Here is a 13,771-nt window from a genome sequence, read left to right on the forward strand (position 1 = left end):
GAAAGGGAGGCAATCACCGTAAACGCGCAGAGCCCGCCGGACTAGTTACCCAATAGCGGGAAATCAGAAGTGGCGGCGGTCAGCCTCCTGAGCGACAACCTCGTCACGGTCCGCGAGCCTTTCCAGGCCCCGCAACGGCTGCCGCATCCGGTGGTTGCCCCGCAGCCGACCCGCGTTGCGGTCGAGGAATGCCCAGTACCCGGCGGTGAAGGGGCACGCGTCCGGCCCGGCCCGCTTCTTCGGGTCGAAGACACAACCGGGGCAATGATCACTCATCCGGTTGATGTAGGCCCCGCCGGCCGCGTACGGCTTCGTCCCGACGATGCCGCCGTCGGCGTACTGGCTCATGCCGATCACGTTCGCCGGCATGACCCGCGCGAACCCGTCCACGAACGCGGTGGCGAACCAGCGGTTCGGCGCGGCCGGGTCGTACCCGCGCTGCAGCGCGTGGTTGCCGAGCACCATCAGGCGCTCGATGTGGTGGGCGTAGCCGCGGTCGCGCACGCCGGCGAGCGCAGTGCGCAGGCAGGCCGCTCGACGGCGTCCGCGTCCAGCGAACGCCACCAGCCCGGCAGCTCACGGCGCGCCTGCAACGCGTTGCGCCGCAGGTACTCCGGCCTTGGTGCCAGTACAAGTGCCACACCCACTCGCGCCAGCCGAGGATCTGCCGGACGAACCCTTCGACGCTGCTGAGCGGCGCGTCGCCGGCCCCGTAGCGCTCTTCGGCCCGCCGCACGACGTCGCGGGGGTCGAGCAGGCCGAGGTCGAGCGGCACGGACAGCAGTGCGTGCGCCATCGCCCGGTCGTGGGTCAGCATCGCGTCCTGGCGGGGGCCGAAGACGGGCGGGCGCTGCTCGAGGAACCGGCGCAGGGCACGCTCGCTTCGTCGTGCCCGACGGCGAACCGCCGCGGCCCGTCGACGCCGACGGGATGGATCTTCCCCGCGCTGGTCGCGGTAGAAGTCCTCCATGACGAACCCGCGTGCGCCCTTCGCCCCATGCGGCAAAGTCCTCCTTGGACAGTTCGAAGCCGGGCGTGGGCAGGATTTCCGAGACGACCCTTCGCGCAGCCGCCGGACGAAGGCGTCGGCGGCGTGCGGCGTCGGCTCGTGCACGACGACCGGCCGCCGGAACCGCCGCAGGCCGGTGCGGTAGTCGGGGGCGTCGAGCAGGGTGACGCGGTCGCCGAGGTCGGCGGCGAGCCGGTACAGCGCGGCCTGGACGAGGTGCGGTTTCTGCCGGTGGAACGGCTTGGCGGCGAAGGCCGCGGCCGACCGGATGAGCAGCACGTCGCGGCCGCGGTGCTCGGGAGTGCTGTGGAAGTGCGGCCCGAGCTGGTCGGCGAACAGCCAGAGCGCGGGCTCTTCTCGCATGAACGCAAGCTGACCCGGTTCCGGCGGCTCCGCTTGCTCAGCTGCCCGGCGAGGTGAGGTAGGCGAGCGCCATCGCGGTCGTCTCGATGGCCCACGCATCCCAGGTCAGGCCGTCGGGCCAGAACCGGGCGGTGGCGGCGCGGTGCACACCGGAGCCGATGACGGTCCGGGCGGTCGTGCGGACGGCGAGCGCGGCGTCCGGACGGCGGACCTCGGCCAAGCAGGGATGAACGGCTTCGACGAGCGCCCGCTGGATCGCGGCCAGCGCCTGGAGGCCTCGATCGCGCCCGTCGGCGCGCTGGCCGTCGAGCAGCTCCGGGAAGATCCGGTCATGGCCGGCGAAAGTCCGGGCCAGCGCACCGGTGAAAGCGCCGACGACGTCGCTCAGCCCGGAGCCTGTCGCGCGCAGTGCTTCGCCGACGCCGGTCTCCAGACGGGCGAGCAACTGGTCCTTCACGGCGTACAGCAGCTGGTCCTTGCCCGAGAACCGGCGGTAGATCGTCCCCACCGACATCCCGGCCCGCTCCGCGACCGCCGCGAGGGTGAACTCTTCGTGGCCCTGAGCGGCCAGCACGTGCTCGGCGGCGGCCAGCACCTTCTGCAGGGATTCCCGGCTGCGCGCTTGCTGCGGCGGGCGGAAACCCGGCTCGACGGACTGCCGGCTCACGGTACCTCCCGCCCTCGGACTCTTCTGATGACGCGAATGATAACTTGCATTCGCATTTGGGCGACGAGAGGGGCGAACATGGTGAGCATCGAGGTCCGAGGCGCGTACGTCGACTTCCCGATCTTCGACGCCAAGACCCGGTCGCTCAAGAAACGGGTACTCGGCAAGGTCGGCGGCCCGATCGGCACCACCGCGAAGGTGCCGGTCATCGAAGCGCTGCACGACATCACCCTCTCGATGGGCGACGGCGACCGCGTCGGGCTGGTCGGGCACAACGGCGCCGGCAAGTCGACCCTGCTGAGGCTGCTCTCCGGCATCTACGAGCCGACCCGGGGCACCGCCCGGGTCGGCGGCCGGATCGCGCCGGTGTTCGACCTCGGCGTGGGCCTGGACCCCGAGGTCTCCGGCCACGAGAACATCATGATCCAGGGCCTGTTCCTCGGCATGACCCGCAAGCAGATGGCGAAGCGGGTCGACGACATCGCGGAGTTCACCGAACTCGGCGACTACCTCAGCCTTCCTCTGCGCACCTACTCCGCGGGCATGCGGGTCCGGCTCTCGCTCGGTGTCGTGACCACCATCGACCCCGAAATCCTCATCCTGGACGAGGGCCTCGGCGCGGTCGACGCAGCGTTCCTCGCGAAAGCCCGGGAGCGGCTGGTCGACCTCGCCCGCCGCGCCGGCGCGCTGGTGTTCGCCTCGCACTCCGACGAACTGCTGAGGGAGCTGTGCACCACCGCCCTCTGGATGGACGAGGGCCGGATCCGCGCGCACGGCTCACTGGACGACGTCCTCGCGGCGTACCACGCGAGGTCATGACTCGGCCGCGTAGGCGCGCAGGACCTCCGTCGCGTCGCCGAGGAACTTCGCCACCACTTCGGCCTGCTCCGCTGCCAGCTCCTCCGTCAACCGGGTCACCGCGTCGACCAGCGGGGTCAGCGCGGCCCGGACCTCCGCGCGGGCCGCGTCGGCGATGACCAGCGTGATGCGCCTGCCGTCGCTGGGGTGGCGGTCGCGGCGGACGTGGCCGGCCGCCTCCAGACGGTCGACGAGGACCGTCGCCGACGCCGAGCGGATCTTGAGCGCGTGCGCCAGGTCCACCGTGCCCATCGGCGTGCCGGCAGCCAGGTGCTGCAGGGCCTGCACGTCGGTCGCGCCGAGGCCCAGGCGCCGGGCCAGGGTCAGCTGGACGTCGTGGGCGAGCGCCAGCAGGTCCCGCAGGGCGAGGTTCACCCGGTACGCGACGCTGTCTTCCACCTGGTCATTCTATGTTAGCTAGACAATCTAGCTAGTTTTGCTACCGTGAACCGGGTGGACATCCGAGCGCTGAACGCCGAAATGACCGCCAAGCTGATCGGCTCGCCCGGCGAGGCGCCTCCCGAAGGCGGGTACGCGCTGCGCGTCGTCGAGACCCGCGGCCGCAGCACCGGCGAACCGCGGCGCGTGCCGCTGGCCGTCGTCGCGCGGGACGGCGGGCGCTACCTCGTCTCACCCGTGCGCGACCGCGACTGGGTCGCCAACCTCCTCGACGCACCGGAGTGCGCGCTGCTCGCGGCCGGCGAACGGCAGGACTGCCGCGCGGAGACCGTCGACGGCGACGAGGCCGCCGGAGTCGTCGCGACCTACCTGGCCGCGATGTCCGTGCCTTGGGCGGTCAAGGCCTTCCCCGTCCCCCAGGACGCCACGCCGAGCCAGATCCTCCAGCACCTGGACGGAATGGCGGTCTTCAAACTGACCACAGTGGACACGGCGTGAGCGTCGCCGTCGCGGGCAGCGGCCCGGGCGGGCTGCTGCTCGGCTACCTGCTCGCCCGCGCCGGGATCGACGTCACGGTGCTCGAAGCACGCTCCGGCTTCGATCGCGACTTCCGCGGCGACTCACTGCACCCCTACACCCTCGAACTCCTCGACCGGCTGGGCCTGGCGACCGGTCTCCTGCGGCTCGACCACTTCAAGGCGCGGTCGTTCCGCTTCCACACGCCGTCCGGCGTCTACAGCTGCGCCGACTACGACCGCCTCGACACGCCGTTCGGCTACGTCGCGCTGATGCCGCAGGTGCGGTTCCTCGACTTCCTCGCCGAGCGGGCCGCGGCCCTGCCGTCGTTCACGCTGCGGACGAACGCCAAGGTGACCGGCCTGCTCGAAGCGGACGGGAAGGTGACCGGCGTCCGGTACCGGGGCGGTGAGCTCACGACGTCGCTGGTCGTCGGCGCCGACGGGCGCTTCTCCACCGTGCGGCGGCTCGCCGGGTTCGAGGCGAAACCGCTCGGCGCCACCACCGACCTGCTCTGGTTCCGGCTGCCGCGCTCCCCCGGCGATCCACCCGACGCCGACCTCGACCTCTACTTCGGGCGCGACGCCTACGTCGGCGTCCTCGGCGGGGTCCGCGACTGGCAGGTGGGCTACAGCATCGAGAAGGGCTCATACCCGGCGCTGCGCGAACGCGGGGTCGAGCCGATCCAGGCGTTCCTCCGCGAGCGCGTGCCGTGGCTCGCCGACCGCGCTCACCTGCTCGCCGACTTCTCGCAGACGACGCTGCTGTCGGTGGACATCTCCCGCGTCGAGCGCTGGTACCGCCCGGGCCTGCTGCTGCTCGGCGACGCGGCCCACGTCATCTCCCCCGTCGGCGGCAACGGGATCCTCATGGCGATCCAGGACGCCGTCGCGGCGGCGAACCGCCTGATCCCGGCCCTGCGCCGCGGTGATGCGGGGCCGGCCGTCCTCGCCGGCGTCCAGGCCGACCGCAGCCGCGCGATCGAGCGAGTCCAGACCGGCCAGGTGCGGGTCGAGAAGCGCGCCGCCGCCGCGCGGGCACGCGGCCGCGGCACCGCTCCCCCGGCCCTGCTGAAGTTCCTGTTCGCCGTCCCCGCGCTCCGCACCCGCGGCGCGCGCGGCAACGCCTACGGGCCCTTCCCGCCTCAGCTCGACGAGTCGCTCTTGGCGTCGTAGGACGTCCAGCCACCCTGGCCCTCCGCCGCTTCGACGTCGGCGTCGGCGGTCGCGGCGTGGGTCATCGCGGCCACGGTGCGTTCGAGGCCCTGCTGGACCTCGCCGCCATCCGCCTCGCGAACGCTGTGCAGCGTCACCGTGATCTCCGACGACGCCGGGCCGTCCTCGGCGATCCGCAGCTCGCCGTGGTAGTCGTCGGGACCTTCCGCGCCCCAGGACAGCGAGCGGTTCGCCGCGTCGGTGTGCAGCCACGCCTCGCTCGCGACCCGTTTGCCGTGGACCTCGGCCTCGACGTGCACGCTGTCGCCGTCCGTCGGCTCGGCGACCTTCATGTCCGGGAAGTACCGCGGCAGGTTCTCGGGGTCGCTCAGGAAGGCGAACAGCTCGTCGGCCGGGACGTCGGCGGTCGCGGTGTGGCGGTACTCGGTCATCGTCAGCTCCTCGTCGGCGGTCGGATCGGGTCCCGGTTACCCCGCCGGCCCCGGGCCAACCCCGGAGCAACCCCGCGGAAAGTGCATTAAACGGGCTCTCACGGGGAATCCGGAAAGCATGACGACCACCGAACCCGAGGCTCGGGTGCCGAGGCGGGGGCCCGCGCCCGTGCAGGGCATGGGCATGCTGATCGGCCTGCTGTTCCTGGTGCTGGGCGCGCTCGAGCTGATGCCGGGCGTCACGGTCGGCGAAGGGGCCGCGCGGGCCCTGTTCGGGGTCTTCGCGGTGTCGGGGGCGTGGACGCTCGTGCACCTGCTGACCGGCGCGGCCGCGGTGTTCTGCACCCGGTCCTCGCGGGCGGCCGCCCGGTTCCTGCTCATCGCCGGGGCCTGTTACGCCGTGGTCGGGCTCGCCGGGCTGCTGCCGCTGCCGCGGGCGGTCACCGACGCGCTGCCGCTGAACACCGCGGGGATCTGCCTCGCGCTCGCCCTCGGCACGGCGATGCTCATCCTCGGCGCGGGCTGGCTGCGGCGACGGCCGGAACGGCGCCGCTGAAGTCGTCCGCCGGCCGCGAGAACCGCGCGAGCACCGCCGTGACCAGCACCGCCAGTCCGAAAAGGACATAGCCGTTGCCGGTCAGCTGCTGGAGGAACGTCCAGTCACGCTCCACTTCGCCGCCGCGCGGCCACCACCACTGCGGGCCGGTGACGAACAGCACGGCGCCCACCCCGGCCACGGCGGCGAACCCGCGTCGCCGGGTGCGGCGCGCGAGCTCCGCCCACCCGAGCAGCACGACCACGGCCCAGACCCAGTGGTGCGTCCACGAAATCGGCGAAACGAGCAGCCCGCCGACGGCGTTCAGGCCGAGCGCGACGGTCCGCTCCCCCGCGGCCAGCGCGCGTCGCACGCCCAGCGCCGTCAGCACGAGCACCACCGCGACCAGCGGCAGCCACCACGCGGTCCGTGCGCCGGGCGGCACCCCGGCCCGGGCGAGCAGCCCCAGCAGGGACTGGTCACCGGCGTAGGTCGGCTCGCCGACGCGACCGGTCTCCCAGAGCGCGCTCGTCCAGTACCGCGCCGAATCCGCCCCGGCGAGCAGGAGCCCCAGCGCCGTCGCGGCCAGGAAGGTGGCAACGCTGGTCACGGCCGCCCGGGTGTCCCGGCGGAGCAGGAAGTACAGCAGGAAGACCGCCGGGGTCAGCTTGATCGCGGCGGCGATCCCGATCAGCAGGCCACGCGGCCACCGCGGGGTGTCGACCAGGACGTCCAGGACGACGAGGGCGAGCAGGAGCAGGTCGAGCTGACCCGCGTACACCGTCCGCAGGACCGGCTCGAGCACCTCGGCGGCCAGCAGCAGCGCGCCGACCCGGCGCCAGTCGCAGCGCGCGCCCAGCGCACGCAGCACCGTGACCAGCACCAAGGCGAGCAGCCCGAGCGTGCCCACGGTGACCACGAGGCAGGCGGCCCAGTACGGCAGCACCGCGAGCGGCGCCAGCACGATCGCCGCGAACGGCGGGTAGGTGAAGAGCAGGAGCTGGCCGTCACCCGTGGGTGGCAGGGCGCCGTACAGCGCGTCGCCGCGCAGCAGCGCCGCCGAGCCGAGCCGGTAGACGTCCAGGTCGACGCGGTACGCGGGGAACCGCAGCCGGCCGTCGTTGTACGACACGAGCAGCGCCACCAGGACGAGCGCGTGGGCGCCCAGCAGCACGTACGTGTTCCCCAGCTTGGCCCGCACCCAGTGTCCCCCTCGGATCATCCTAGGGATTCTGTCGGGTCCCCACGTGGGCGCCATCCGGGAAACCCCCGGACTCCACCCCGGAACTCTGCCCTCGAAAAACGGGTTGCCCACCATGCCAGCCTGAGCGGATGGGGACACCGACCGGCTTCACCTACCGCCTCGACGAACGCGGCACCGTGACGATCACGCACCACGGCCGCCCGGCCGGGACGCTGCGCGGATCCGCCGCCGCGCGCTTCCTGGCCGCGGCCGACCGCGGCGACGACCAGCAGCTGCTCATGGCCCGCGCGACGGGCAACTACAAGCACGGCAACGAACGCCAGGCCCGCGACCACGCGCGCAACCGCGGCCGGTGACCGGAGGCGCAGCGGCATTTCCACCGTTCGGGTCTGCCATGGAGGCCGGATGGGTTAACATCGCGCACCGTGCCGATCTCGCCAAAAATTCACGCCAATCCCAACATCGGCTTCGCGTGGCTGAGGATGATCGGCGCGATCACGGTCATCGTCGACCACAGCATGCCGCTGCTGCACCCGGAGCGGCTGACGATCTTCCCCGCGTCCTGGCACATGTCGCCGGGCTACATCGCGCTGATGGGGTTCTTCGCGATGAGCGGCTACCAGATCCAGGACAGCTGGGCGCGCGACCCGTCGTGGTGGCGGTTCTCCGCGCGGCGCCTGCTGCGGATCATGCCCCCGCTGCTCGTGGTGCTGCTGCTGACCGTGTTCGTCATCGGCCCGCTCGTGACGACGGCGTCCGACTACTGGACGAACCTGCAGACGTGGCGCTACCTGGTCGGCACGACGGTGCTGTTCTACCTGCAGCACCTGCTGCCCGGGGTGTTCACCGGCAACCCGTACCCGTGGTCGGTGAACGGCGCGATCTGGACGTTGCCGATGGAGCTGCTGGGCTACGGCCTGGTCCTCGTCGCCGGCCTGGTGGTACTGGCCGGAGCCGGACGCTGGGTCGTGCTCGTCGCCCTCGGCGGCATGGTCTACGCCGACAGCGTGCTGCGCGCGACGTTCGAGTACCACGGCGCGGGCGGCTCGCTGCTGCTCGTCCCGATCGGGTCGACGGTGTCGTTCCTGGTGCCGTTCGTGCTCGGGGTGGTGCTGCACACCTACCGGGACAAGATCCCGCTCCGGCCGTGGGCGGCGCTGGTCCTGTTCGCCGCGTACCTGGCGCTGAGCCAGACTCCGGCCAGCCGGTACCTGCTGGCGATCAGCGCCTCCTACGGCGCGATCACGCTCGCGATGCACTGGCCGAAGCGGCTGGAAGCCGGCGGGCCGCACGTCTACGGGAGTTACGGCACCTACATCTGGGGCTTCCCGATCCAGCAGCTGCTCATCCTCGCCGGGGTGCGGCAGGTGTGGCTGCTGATCCTGCTGGCCGTACCGGCCTCCTACGTCGTCGGCCGGCTGTCGTGGGAGTACGTCGAAAAGCCGACGCAGCGGCTGCGGCGGTACATCCGGCCGCCGGCTCCGGTCCGGCGGCCGGTGGCCGCGCCGCCCCAGCTGCCCGTCACGGCGGCCGCGCCCGGCCGGAGACCCTGACGCCTGGCACGCTGGCGCCATGAGCTACGACGTGCGGACGATCCGCAAGCACTTCCCCGGCCTCGCCGCCGCGCACTTCGACGGGCCGGGTGGCTCGCAGGTCCCGGACGTCGTCGGCGAGGCGGTGGCGGGGACGCTGTGCTCCGGCATCGCCAACCGCGGCGTCGTCACGGCCGCCGAGCGCCGGGCGAGCGCGGTGGTCGCCGAGGCCCGCCAAGCCGTCGCCGACCTGCTCGCCGCCGACCCGGCCGGGGTCGTGTCCGGGCGCAGCATGACGCAGCTGACCTACGACTTCTCCCGCGCGCTCGCGAAGACCTGGGGCCCGGGCGACGAGGTCGTCGTCACCCGCCTCGACCACGACGCGAACATCCGGCCGTGGGTCCAGGCCGCCGAGGCCGCCGGCGCGACGGTGCGGTGGGCGGCCTTCGACCCGGCGACCGGTGAACTGGACCCTTCGGATATCGGCGGACTGCTGTCGTCGCGGACCAAGCTGGTGGCGGTGACAGCGGCGTCGAACCTGCTGGGCACCCGGCCGGACATCCCGGCGATCGCGGCCGCGGTGCACGACGCGGGCGCGCTGCTGTACGTCGACGGAGTCCACCTGACGCCCCACGCACCGGTCGACGTCACGGCGCTGGGGGCCGACTTCTACGCCTGCTCGCCGTACAAGTTCCTCGGCCCGCACCTCGGCCTGGTCGTGGCGGCGCCGGCGTTGCTGGAGACGTTGCACCCGGACAAGCTGCTGCCGTCGACGGACGCGGTGCCGGAGCGGTTCGAGCTGGGCACGCTGCCGTACGAGCTCCTGGCCGGCACGACGGCGGCGATCGACTTCCTCGCCGGTCTGGTGCCCGGTTCGGGAACGCGCCGAGCCCGGCTGGTCGCCTCGATGTCCGCTTTGGAGGAGCACGAGAACGCGCTGCTGAGCCGGCTCGACGCGGGGCTGGCGGCGCTTCCGGGAGTGACCCGGTACGGCCGGCCGGGGCGGCGCCGGACGCCGACGGTGCTGTTTTCGGTCGACGGCGTCGCTTCGCAGGCCGTGTATGAGCACTTGGGGACGCAGGGGGTCAACGCGCCGGCCGGGAGTTTCTACGCGATCGAGTGCTCGCGGCACCTGGGTCTCGGGGACAGCGGCGCGGTGCGGGCGGGAATCGCGCCGTACACGACGGAGGCGGACGTCGACGCGCTGCTCGCCGGGGTCGCGTCGGTCCCCCGCGGGTAGCTCTGCCACGGCCCGGCTGGTCGTGAAGCGCCCCAAGGTGGCCTTGGTTGCGTCCAACGCACCCAATGTGGCCTTCGGTGCGTCTGACGCACCGAAGGCCACATTGGGGCGCTTGGGCCCGGCGCTTACGGGACCGGCGCGTAGCCCGCAGGCCGCGCGGTGAACGTGCCGCGGCCCTGGGTCCGGCCGCGCAGGCGGTTCGAGTAGCCGAACAGCTCCGCCACCGGGACCGTCGCCGTCACGAGCGCCGTGCCGCCGCGGACCTCCGAGCCGGCCACCCGGCCGCGGCGGGCCGCCAGGTCGCCGAGCACGCCGCCGACCGCGTCGGCCGGAACCGTCACCGCCACTTCGGCCACCGGCTCGAGCAGCCGCAGGACCGACGAACGCAGCGCTTCCCGCAGGCCGAGCCGTCCCGCCGTGCGGAACGCCAGGTCCGACGAGTCCTTCGGGTGCGTCGCGCCGTCGGTCAGCACCACCCGCAGGCCCGTCACCGGGTGCCCGCCCAGCGGTCCGTCGGCCAGCGCGTCCCGGCAGCCGGCCTCGACCGCGCGGACGTACTCGCGCGGTACCCGGCCGCCCACGATCGCCGAGACGAACTCGAACCCTTCCGCCGCCGGCGCGACGTCCAGGACCACGTGGGCGAACTGGCCCGCCCCGCCGTCCTGCTTGACGTGCCGGTACAGCAGCCCGGACACCCCGCGGACCACGGTTTCGCGGTGGGCCACCGAGGGCCGCCCGACCGCGACGTCGAGCCCGCGGTCGCGCCGCAGCTTCTCCACCGCGACCTCCAGGTGCAGCTCGCCCAGCCCGGACAGCACCGTCTGCCCGGTCTCCGGATCGGTCCGCACGACCAGCGACGGGTCCTCCTCCGCCAGCCGCGCCAACGCCGACGTCAGCCGCTCGCCGTCGCCCGCCCGGCGCGGCTCGACGGCCACCGAGACCACCGGGTCCGCCGTCGGTGGCGGCTCCAGCAGCACCGGGGCGTCCGGCGCGCAGAGCGTGGCGCCGACCCGGACCGCCTTCGGCCCGGCCACCGCCACGATGTCGCCGGCCACCGCACTGTCCACTTCGGAATGCCGGTCGGCCTGCACACGCAGGACGCGCGCGATCCGCTCGGTGCGCCCCGCGTCGCGCACCTGGTCTCCCTTCCGCAGCGTTCCCGAGTACACCCGCAGGTACGTCAGCCGTCCCGTGGCCGCCGAGACGACCTTGAACACCAGCGCGGCCAGCGGCGCCGCCGGGTCGGCGGGCCGGTCGGCGCGCACCGGCGGGACGTCCGCCGGCGACGGCAGGTAGGCCACGACGGCGTCGAGCAGCGGCTCGATCCCGCGGTCGCGGTAGGCCGCCCCGCACAGCACGACGAGCCCGTCGCCGCTGAGGGTCAGCTCCCGCAGCACCTTCTCCAGCGTTTCCGCCGAGATGGTCCCCGCGGCGCAAAACTCCTCCAGCGCCAAGGGATGCAGCTCGGCGACGGCCTCTTCCAGCACACGACGGCGTCGTCGCGCCTCGGCCGAGGCGTCCACCGGCAGGCGGACCAGGTCGACGACGCCGGTGAAGCCGTCCTCGCGCCCGATCGGCAGCTGGACGACGAGCGGTGCCGGGTGCAGCCGCGCCCGGATCGACGCCACCGCGGTGTCGAGGTCGGCGCCCGAGCGGTCGAGCTTGTTGACGAACGCGATCCGCGGCACGCCGTGCCGATCGGCTTGACGCCAGACGGTTTCGCTCTGCGGCTCGACGCCCGCGACGGCGTCGAACACGGCGACCGCGCCGTCCAGGACCCGCAGCGCCCGCTCGACCTCGGCGGTGAAGTCGACGTGGCCGGGCGTGTCGATGAGGGTGAGCCGGTGGCCCCGCCACGTGCAGCTGACGGCCGCGGCGAAGATGGTGATGCCACGGTCGCGCTCCTGCGGGTCGAAGTCGGTGACGGTGGTGCCGTCGTGGACTTCACCCGTCTTGTGGGTGGCTCCGGTGCGGTGGAGGATCCGTTCGGTGACGGTGGTCTTGCCCGCGTCGACGTGGGCGAGAATGCCGAGGTTGCGGACGGTGGTCAGGTCGTGCGTGCGCATGGCGCGGTCCTTCGAGGACGATCCGGTTCGGGGCGGCGCGATTCGCCGTGACGATCGTCCACAGAGGAGCGTCACGAACGCGGTGTCAGCCGCGCGGCGGACACCGGAAGCGCGAAGACACGAGGATCACCTCGGACCGCGGACGGGAGACGACGGCAACGGGCACGGCCGGCTCCCTTCCTGCGACGCGATCTTGGACTCCGGGCAGCGTAGCGGCGGTTTCCTTCACCGCCAACCGGATTTACGCCCGGACGCCGAAGGCCACTCCGGGCGACCGGAGTGGCCTTCGGTTTCGGGGGTTCGATCAGCTGGGGTCCTGGTCCAGCTGCGTGGCCTTCACCGCGTTGCCGACCTGGGTGCAGTCGTCGGCGGTGATGCCCGCGGTGCCCGCCTTGGCGAGCGCCGCGCAGGAGGAGTTGAGGGCTTCGCCGACGTCCTTGAACGTCGCGCTCGGGGTGAGCGTGTTCTCGACGCCCCACCAGATCTGGACGGACTTGCCGAGGCCGAGGCCGCGCACCGTCCGGCCGTTGAAGGTGTCGCCGTCGGTGATGAGGTAGTCGGCCTTGTCGACCACGCCGTCGTTGATGTGCTCGTCCGGGTTGTTCGTGTCCCAGCCCGGGCCGTTGACCATGTCCGGCTGTGGCGACAGCGACGAGCGCGGGTCCTTCATGTTCCGGATCGCGCCCAGCGACGAGCCCGCGCCGAGCAGCCAGCGGTTGCCGCCGGTGTCGTTGGGGTCGTTGGGGTCGTTCGAGGTGATGCCGATGAACTTGCCGAAGACGTCCGACAGTCCTTCGTTGATCGAGTCGGCCTGGCCGCCGCTCAGCCCGGACGTGTGCTGCGTGACACCGTGGGTGAGCTCGTGCCCGGTGATGTCGTCGGTGGTGACGCCCTCGCCGAAGGCCATCTGCTCGCCGTCCCAGAAGGCGTTCGCGAACGGGCACTCGCCGTCGACGCAGATCCGGACGGTGCCGCGCAGCGCCTTGCCGGTGCCGTCGGAGTAATCGGCGCCGATCAGGCTAGTGAGGTCGACGTTCACGTACTTCTGGTAGAAGTCCGACGCCTGCCCGAAGAACGTGTAGACGTTGTTGACGTCGGCGACGCCCGACTCCGCGCCGCCTTCCTTGCGGGTGACGTCGAAGGCGGTGCCGCAGCGGACCGACTCCGTGCTGCCGCTGACCACCTTGTGGTTCGCGTCGCAGACGTCGCGGTTGGCTTCGCGGACTTCCGACCACGACGTGAGGACGTCCGCGGTGCCGGCCTTGACGACCTCGGCCCACTTGTCGTTCAGCTTCTTGCCGTGCACGGTGACCTGGTAGGTCGGCACCGCGACGCCGTCGCCCTTCGCACCGCCGAGGGTGGCGTCGTACCAGTACGCGCGGGGCGCGTCGGCCTTCAGCGCGTTGGCGGGCAGGCCGGTGCGCTTCGCGACGTCCGCGATGGCGGCGTCCGCGGCACCCGTGACGCTGGCCGGGAACGCGCCCGACGTCTTCTTCGTGGTGCGGCCGTGGGTCGCGAGGACCGCGCCGTCCTTGTCCCGGACCTGGACCGGCTGGCCGCCGAACACCGGCACGCCGCCGATCTCCTGCTGCGACCGCACGACGCTGCCGAACGGCATCGCGAGGGAGTTCAGCGCGTGCATCGACGGCTGCGCGATGGTCGCGTAGGCCGGCGAGCCGGCCGTGGCCAGCGACGCCGCGACAACGGCCGCGCTCACCGCAGCCGTCCCTGCGATCACACGCCTCGAAGGTGTCGCACACCGGTCGAAAGTAGGTA

The 13,771-nt window shown here is 72.5% G+C and carries 15 protein-coding genes; 8 read left to right on the forward strand and 7 right to left on the reverse strand.

Features of this window, described 5'->3' with window-relative positions; genetic code table 11:
* Positions 1-63: 63 nt before the first annotated feature.
* Positions 64-564: a hypothetical protein gene (locus ACZ4TR_RS45460; RefSeq protein ID WP_465294869.1), complete on the reverse strand. Its 501-nt coding sequence runs from the start codon at positions 562-564 to the stop codon at positions 64-66.
* Between the two features lie 70 nt (positions 565-634).
* Between ACZ4TR_RS45460 and ACZ4TR_RS45465 the strand changes: the two genes are divergently transcribed.
* Positions 635-1,429, forward strand: coding sequence for a hypothetical protein (locus ACZ4TR_RS45465; protein WP_465294871.1), 795 nt, complete (start codon positions 635-637; stop codon positions 1,427-1,429).
* Here ACZ4TR_RS45465 and ACZ4TR_RS45470 read toward each other — a convergent pair.
* A complete protein-coding gene (locus ACZ4TR_RS45470; RefSeq protein ID WP_465294873.1) occupies positions 1,410-2,039 on the reverse strand; it encodes a TetR/AcrR family transcriptional regulator in 630 nt (209 codons plus the stop codon). The two genes, ACZ4TR_RS45465 and ACZ4TR_RS45470, sit on opposite strands and share 20 nt — an antisense overlap.
* Before the next feature lie 78 nt (positions 2,040-2,117).
* Between ACZ4TR_RS45470 and wzt the strand changes: the two genes are divergently transcribed.
* Positions 2,118-2,858, forward strand: a complete 741-nt coding sequence (wzt, locus tag ACZ4TR_RS45475) for a galactan export ABC transporter ATP-binding subunit Wzt/RfbE (protein WP_465294875.1) — start codon at positions 2,118-2,120, stop codon at positions 2,856-2,858.
* Here the strand turns inward: wzt and ACZ4TR_RS45480 are convergent.
* Positions 2,853-3,296 carry a MarR family winged helix-turn-helix transcriptional regulator gene (locus tag ACZ4TR_RS45480; protein WP_465294877.1) on the reverse strand — a complete coding sequence of 148 codons (444 nt, stop codon included), beginning with the start codon at positions 3,294-3,296 and terminating at the stop codon, positions 2,853-2,855. The genes wzt and ACZ4TR_RS45480 overlap by 6 nt on opposite strands.
* Before the next feature lie 54 nt (positions 3,297-3,350).
* On the opposite strand from ACZ4TR_RS45480, the gene ACZ4TR_RS45485 reads away from it, so the two are divergent.
* The gene (locus ACZ4TR_RS45485; protein WP_465294879.1) at positions 3,351-3,794 is read left to right on the forward strand and encodes a nitroreductase family deazaflavin-dependent oxidoreductase; all 444 of its coding nucleotides are present in this window, start codon (positions 3,351-3,353) and stop codon (positions 3,792-3,794) included.
* Entirely contained in the window at positions 3,791-4,987 is a 1,197-nt protein-coding gene (locus tag ACZ4TR_RS45490) for an FAD-dependent oxidoreductase (protein WP_465294881.1), read from the forward strand. The genes ACZ4TR_RS45485 and ACZ4TR_RS45490 overlap by 4 nt, the downstream gene beginning before the upstream one ends.
* Here ACZ4TR_RS45490 and ACZ4TR_RS45495 read toward each other — a convergent pair.
* Positions 4,957-5,418, reverse strand: a complete 462-nt coding sequence (locus ACZ4TR_RS45495; protein ID WP_465294883.1) for an SRPBCC family protein — start codon at positions 5,416-5,418, stop codon at positions 4,957-4,959. The genes ACZ4TR_RS45490 and ACZ4TR_RS45495 overlap by 31 nt on opposite strands.
* A 118-nt stretch (positions 5,419-5,536) precedes the next feature.
* Here ACZ4TR_RS45495 and ACZ4TR_RS45500 point away from each other — a divergent pair, with 118 nt between their 5' ends.
* Complete coding sequence (locus ACZ4TR_RS45500; RefSeq protein ID WP_465294885.1) at positions 5,537-5,974, forward strand: DUF4383 domain-containing protein; 438 nt, start codon at positions 5,537-5,539, stop codon at positions 5,972-5,974.
* On the opposite strand, the gene ACZ4TR_RS45505 is transcribed toward ACZ4TR_RS45500, so the two are convergent.
* Positions 5,925-7,175 (reverse strand): glycosyltransferase 87 family protein, encoded by a 1,251-nt coding sequence (locus ACZ4TR_RS45505; protein WP_465294887.1) that lies wholly within the window; start codon positions 7,173-7,175, stop codon positions 5,925-5,927. The genes ACZ4TR_RS45500 and ACZ4TR_RS45505 overlap by 50 nt on opposite strands.
* A gap of 110 nt (positions 7,176-7,285) precedes the next feature.
* Between ACZ4TR_RS45505 and ACZ4TR_RS45510 the strand changes: the two genes are divergently transcribed.
* The 3 genes from ACZ4TR_RS45510 (at position 7,286) to ACZ4TR_RS45520 (ending at position 9,929) form a co-directional block, all read left to right on the forward strand.
* Positions 7,286-7,513 (forward strand): hypothetical protein, encoded by a 228-nt coding sequence (locus ACZ4TR_RS45510; protein ID WP_465294889.1) that lies wholly within the window; start codon positions 7,286-7,288, stop codon positions 7,511-7,513.
* 69 nt (positions 7,514-7,582) lie between these two features.
* Positions 7,583-8,710: an acyltransferase family protein gene (locus ACZ4TR_RS45515; protein WP_465294891.1), complete on the forward strand. Its 1,128-nt coding sequence runs from the start codon at positions 7,583-7,585 to the stop codon at positions 8,708-8,710.
* Positions 8,711-8,729: 19 nt separating this feature from the next.
* Positions 8,730-9,929, forward strand: a complete 1,200-nt coding sequence (locus ACZ4TR_RS45520) for a cysteine desulfurase-like protein (RefSeq protein WP_465294893.1) — start codon at positions 8,730-8,732, stop codon at positions 9,927-9,929.
* Between the two features lie 125 nt (positions 9,930-10,054).
* On the opposite strand, the gene fusA is transcribed toward ACZ4TR_RS45520, so the two are convergent.
* Both fusA and ACZ4TR_RS45530 read right to left on the reverse strand, forming a co-directional pair.
* Positions 10,055-11,995, reverse strand: coding sequence for an elongation factor G (gene fusA, locus ACZ4TR_RS45525; RefSeq protein ID WP_465294895.1), 1,941 nt, complete (start codon positions 11,993-11,995; stop codon positions 10,055-10,057).
* A gap of 304 nt (positions 11,996-12,299) precedes the next feature.
* Positions 12,300-13,712, reverse strand: coding sequence for a M4 family metallopeptidase (locus tag ACZ4TR_RS45530; protein ID WP_465294897.1), 1,413 nt, complete (start codon positions 13,710-13,712; stop codon positions 12,300-12,302).
* Positions 13,713-13,771 lie beyond the last annotated feature (59 nt).

This window comes from Amycolatopsis sp. NPDC028719 (genome assembly GCF_055565395.1).